We start from the raw sequence: 5,072 nt of genomic DNA on the forward strand, positions 1-5,072 counted from the left end.
ACCGGACGGCAGAGGTCAACGCCGACGTCGCCGAGCACCCGACCGACCAGGTCGGTGACGGAGCGGAAGACGCGTCATCGCCCGTCGACATGCCCGAGGCCGCCTCCCGGGGGATGCGCGGGTCGGCACCCACCGCCGCGTCCGACGAGCCGCGCGCGTAGGCGTTGATCGTACCGGCGTCGAGCGATGCTCGCGCCGCCGCGCTCCACGCCACTCAGACGGGCGCGGCGATGTCGATCAGGACGTCGTTCCACGCCGCCGCGTCGTCGTCCCAGAGCGCGACGAACGAGGCGGCCAGAGCGTCCTCGAGTCCGTCGAGACTCTTCACGCGGAAGACGACGGCCGCCGCCGCCGGGTCGTGGCCCGCGTCGCGGGCGTGTTTTGCGTACCCCTGCGCGACCGCGCGCACCCAGGCCTCGGATGCCGCCTTCACCGCCGCGTAGTTCGCTCCGCCGGCGAGCGGCCGGGCGACCGCGTTCGACGAGACGATCGCGAGGCGTCCGGCATCCGAGGCGCGGATGTCGTCGTCGAAGGCGCGACTGACGTGTCGCAGCGCGGTCAGCGACCGCAGCAGGAACGCGAAGTCGTCGTCGCTCTGGCCGGCGAGACCGCCGCCGCCCCGCCACCCTCCGACGAGGTGCAGGATGCCGTCGACTCGGCCGTAGGCGGTGTGGACGCGTTCGCGGAGCGCGTCGACGGCGTTCGCATCGATCAGATCGCAGCGCTCGACGGCGATCCCGGGGACCTCCGCCGAGACCCCGGCCAGTCGATCATCGTCGCTGCCGACGACGATCACGTGCGCCCCGGCCTCCGCGAGGGCACGTGCGCACGCCCTCCCCGCCGCGCTCGTTCCGCCCGCGAGCAGCACCCGGCGCCCGTACACGCCTTCGTCCGCGGCTTCCGCATCCGTCATCGTGGGCCCCTTCTCCAGTGTGGGCTCCGGCGCCGCCCACGTCGAGCCCCCTCCGAGGGAGCGTTGATGAGGGCCGCCGCGCGTCAGTCGGTGCCGCGGATGCCCTCGGTCGACGCGATCACGGGCCGCATCTTCTTCTCGAGCGCCTCGAAGAACATCGACAGCGGGAACTCGTCGTCGAGGACCGCGTCGGTGTAGCCCTTCGGCAGTCCCGCGAGCACGTCATCCGTCAGACCGCGGGCCCACACCGATGCCGGGTGGGGCGTCACGACCGAGCGGACGAGGTCGTACGCGGCGAGCCAGTGAGCCGTCTTGGGCCGGTCGATCGAGCGCCAGTACAACTCGTCGATCGCGTCGGCCAGGGCGACGACCGCGGCCGGCACCTCGTCCCAGTCGAACGCGAGCGAGGTGTCGGTCCAGTGCAGCACCCGGCGCTGGTGCAGCCACGCGAAGAGCAGCTGCCCGCCGAGACCGTCGTAGTTGCGCACGCGTGAGCCGGTGATGGCGAAACGGAAGATGCGGTCGAAGATCACCGCGTACTGCACGAGCTCGGCGTGCTCGAGCATCGCCTGCTCAGCGGCATCCAGGTCGTCGCGGGCCGCGAGGCGCGCCTGTAGCGAGACGCTCTCGCGGAAGGCAGTGAGGTCGCAGCGCAGTTCCTCGAGCGAGTACAGGAAGAACGGCATCCGCTGCTTGATCATGAACGGGTCGAAGGGCAGATCGCCCCGCATGTGGGTGCGGTCGTGGATGAGGTCCCACATGACGAAGGTGCGTTCCGCGAGGTCCTGGTCATCGAGTAGGCGGGCGGCAGCGTCCGGCAGCTCGAGCTTGGTGATCTCGGATGCCGCGCGCGTGACACGGCGGTACCGGGCAGCCTCGCGGTCTTGGAAGATGGCGCCCCAGGTGAATGAGGGGACCTCTCGCATGGCGACCGTCTCGGGGAAGAGCACGGCCGAATTGGTGTCGTAGCCCGAGGTGAAGTCGATCAGGCGCAGCGAGACGAACAGTCTGTTGGTGTATTCCGTCTCGAGCCGCGCGATGAACTCCGGCCAGATCGCCTCGACGAGCACCGCCTCGACGTGCCGCTCGCTCGAGCCGTTCTGCGTGTACATGGGGAACACGACGAGGTGACGGATGCCGTCGACCCGGTGATCCTGCGGGTGGAACGCCACGAGGGAGTCGAGGAAGTCGGGAGCGCCGAGGCCCTCGGCGCGCCAGCGGCGGAAGTCGGCGATCGAGGCGGTGAGGTAGTCGGCGTCGTGCGGGAAGAGGGGAGCGAGGGCGTCGAGGGAGGCGATGACGTCGTCGATGAGGGGCTCGGCCGCGGCGGTGTCTTCGATCGATCCGTCCTTGGCCTGCAGCGCCTGCAGGGCGGTCGCGGCGGTCTTCAGCTGCGCCCAGGCGGGGGTGTGCTCGACCGTGTCGACGCCGTGACCGGCGAGCAGATCCTCGGCGACACGGGTGGGCGTGGTCATGGTCATCGCATCCTCCGTTCGAAGCGGTAAATTTTCCTGCTGAACGTGGATACTAACGGAAAACCTACGGTCCTCACCACTGCCGCCCTCGACGCCCCTGCTACTGTCGACCTCATGACCGAGGCTCCCGCGCCCCGCGCCCCGCGTCTCGACGACGCCGTCGATGCCGCGATCGTGCGTGAGATCTCGCTCGACGCCCGCGCCACTCTCTCGCACCTGTCCGATCGCGTGGGCCTGTCGGTCTCCGCCGTGCAGTCGCGCCTGCGCCGGCTCGAAGCCCGGGGCATTGTGAAGGGGTATCGCCCCATCCTCGATGCCGAGGCCCTCGGCCGGCCGCTTGCCGCCTTCGTCGAGATCACCCCGCTCGATCCCGCGCAGCCCGACAACGCCCCCGAACTTCTCGCCCACCTCGGGGCGATCGAGGCCTGCCACTCCATCGCCGGGGAGGCGGCCTACATGCTGTTCGTGCGCGTCCCCACCCCGCGCGAGCTCGAATCCCTCATCCGCGACATCCGCTCCGCCGCCCAGGTGAACACGCGCACCACCGTGGTGCTGCAGACGTTCTTCGAGGCGCGTCCTGTCGAGCCGGCCGACTTCCCGGCCTGACCCGCGGCGGGTCGGGATACATCCTGAGACGGATGCCGAAGCATTCACCCCCGCGTAACGTGGCGACGATGCTCTCCCCGCGCCCGCTCCAGCGATACCAGCTGATCACCGACCTCGGCCTCGCCGCGGTGTTCGGCCTGCTCGTCTTCGCCATCGAGCTCACCTCGACCCCGTGGCGGGTTGATGCGGGGGTGGCCGCGTCGGTCGTGGCCGACAACCTCGGGGCGGTCCTCACGGCCGCCGCTTTCACGGCGGCGGTGGCCGTGCGACGCCTCTGCCCCGGTGTCGCCCTCTCGCTCGCCTGGGTCGGCGCCCTCGTGCAGATGGCCTTCTCGCGCTCTCCGTCGCCGAGCGATTTCGCCGTGTTCGCGGCGCTGTACACCACCGGAGCCTATGGGTCTCGGCGCGTGTTCTGGGCCGGCTTCGCGTCGGCGATCGCGGGTGCCGTGATCGTCCCGCTCTACCTCCTGCGCGGGGGGATGTCGGCGCCGCTCGGCGCGGAGCAGTGGTTCGCCATCATCGCGGTCATGTTCGCGGCAGGCTTCGCCCTCCTGCTCTCGTGGGTGTCCGGCGCCCTCGTGCGCACGGCGCAGCGCGCGGCGGCGAACAGCCGGGCGCAGCGCGCGGCCGAAGCCGAGACGATCGCGGAACAGCAACGGGTGCAGATCGCGCGCGACATGCACGACGTCGTCGCGCACTCGCTCGCCGTCGTCATCGCGCAGGCCGACGGCGCGCGGTACGCGGCGGCATCCGACCCCGGGGCGACCGTCGAGGCCCTGACGACGATCTCCTCGACCGCGCGCTCCGCCCTCGGCGACGTGCGGCTGCTGCTGTCGCAGCTCCGCCACAGTCAGGGCGACGGGCCGCAACCGACCCTCGCCGACACCGAGGTCCTCTTCGAGCGGTTGCGGGCGGCGGGCATCGATCTGCAGGTCGACGTCGACCCCGAGCCCTCGGACCTCCCACCGGCCGCGGTCCAGCTCGCCGTCTACCGCATCCTGCAGGAGGCCCTCACCAACGCCCTGCGTCACGGCGTCGATCCGCGGGTGCGCGTGCACCTCGGGTGGTGGCCCGACCGCGTCGTCGTCTCCGTACGCAACGCCCGTCCCACCTCGGCGACCACCGCCACCCCCTCCGCCGGTCACGGCCTCATCGGCATGCGCGAGCGCGCGCAGCTCGTCGGCGGCCACCTCACCGCCGGACCGGAGTACGGCGAGTTCGCCGTCCGCGCGACCCTGCCGATCGGGGCGACGGCGTGACCATCTCGCCCAGGCACCTCGTAGAGACGCCGAGGAACGCCGGGGGTGTCTCACCCCCTCCACGCGTCTCTCCGCCGCGGTCCCACCCTCGAAAGGACGTGTCGTCATGACCGCCCCCGTCCGCATCGTCCTCGTCGACGATCAGGCGCTCTTCCGCGCCGGCATCAAGATGGTCCTGAACTCGCAGCCCGACCTCGAGGTGGTGGGTGAGGCGTCCGACGGGCGCGAGGGTGTCGAGGTCGTCCGGGCGATGCGGCCTGACCTCGTCTTGATGGACGTGCGGATGCCGGTCATGGACGGCCTCGCCGCGACCGCGGAGATCTTGCGCGAACCTCACGCACCACGCGTGGTCGTCCTCACCACGTTCGACCTCGACGAGGCGGCCGCGCGTGCGATCCAGGGCGGGGCGAGCGGCTTCCTGCTGAAGGACTCCGAGCCGGAGTTCCTCCTCTCCGCCGTGCGGACGGTGCATGCGGGATCGGCCGTGATCGCGGCGTCCGCGACGCGAGAGCTGTTCGCGCACATCGCCGAAGGGGGCTCAGCGGAACCCGTTCCCTCGTCGTACGGCGGGCTGACCGAGCGTGAGCGGGAGATCTTCGCGCACGCAGCGTCCGGTCTGAGCAACGCCGAGATCGCCGAGCGGGAGTTCCTCTCGGAGGCCACCGTAAAGACCCACATCAGTCGCATCCTCACGAAGCTCGCGCTACGCGACCGCGTGCAGCTGGTCGTGTTCGCGTACCGGCACGGACTCGTCTGACCGGCGTCGCGGGCCGCGCACCGGCCGTCGTTCAGCTCCGCGGGCGCGCGCCGGGCGCGGGC

5 protein-coding genes are annotated in these 5,072 nt (G+C 71.2%); 3 read left to right on the forward strand and 2 right to left on the reverse strand.

All coding sequences use genetic code 11. From position 1 onward, the window contains the following. Window positions 1-214 precede the first annotated feature (214 nt). Window positions 215-913 carry an SDR family oxidoreductase gene (locus tag RWP81_RS14090; RefSeq protein WP_314457118.1) on the reverse strand — a complete coding sequence of 233 codons (699 nt, stop codon included), beginning with the start codon at window positions 911-913 and terminating at the stop codon, window positions 215-217. An 83-nt stretch (window positions 914-996) separates the two neighbouring features. Continuing rightward, window positions 997-2,388: a DUF6421 family protein gene (locus tag RWP81_RS14095; RefSeq protein WP_314457121.1), complete on the reverse strand. Its 1,392-nt coding sequence runs from the start codon at window positions 2,386-2,388 to the stop codon at window positions 997-999. A gap of 114 nt (window positions 2,389-2,502) precedes the next feature. Between RWP81_RS14095 and RWP81_RS14100 the strand changes: the two genes are divergently transcribed. From RWP81_RS14100 to RWP81_RS14110, 3 genes are all read left to right on the forward strand, one after another. Then, on the forward strand, window positions 2,503-2,994 hold the full coding sequence (locus tag RWP81_RS14100) for an Lrp/AsnC family transcriptional regulator (protein ID WP_314457127.1): 492 nt from the start codon (window positions 2,503-2,505) through the stop codon (window positions 2,992-2,994). A gap of 68 nt (window positions 2,995-3,062) precedes the next feature. After that, window positions 3,063-4,253 (forward strand): histidine kinase, encoded by a 1,191-nt coding sequence (locus tag RWP81_RS14105; protein WP_314457123.1) that lies wholly within the window; start codon window positions 3,063-3,065, stop codon window positions 4,251-4,253. 106 nt (window positions 4,254-4,359) lie between these two features. Then, window positions 4,360-5,010, forward strand: a complete 651-nt coding sequence (locus tag RWP81_RS14110; RefSeq protein ID WP_314457125.1) for a response regulator transcription factor — start codon at window positions 4,360-4,362, stop codon at window positions 5,008-5,010. Window positions 5,011-5,072 lie beyond the last annotated feature (62 nt).

The organism is uncultured Microbacterium sp. (assembly GCF_963521695.1).
Taxonomy (GTDB): domain Bacteria; phylum Actinomycetota; class Actinomycetes; order Actinomycetales; family Microbacteriaceae; genus Microbacterium.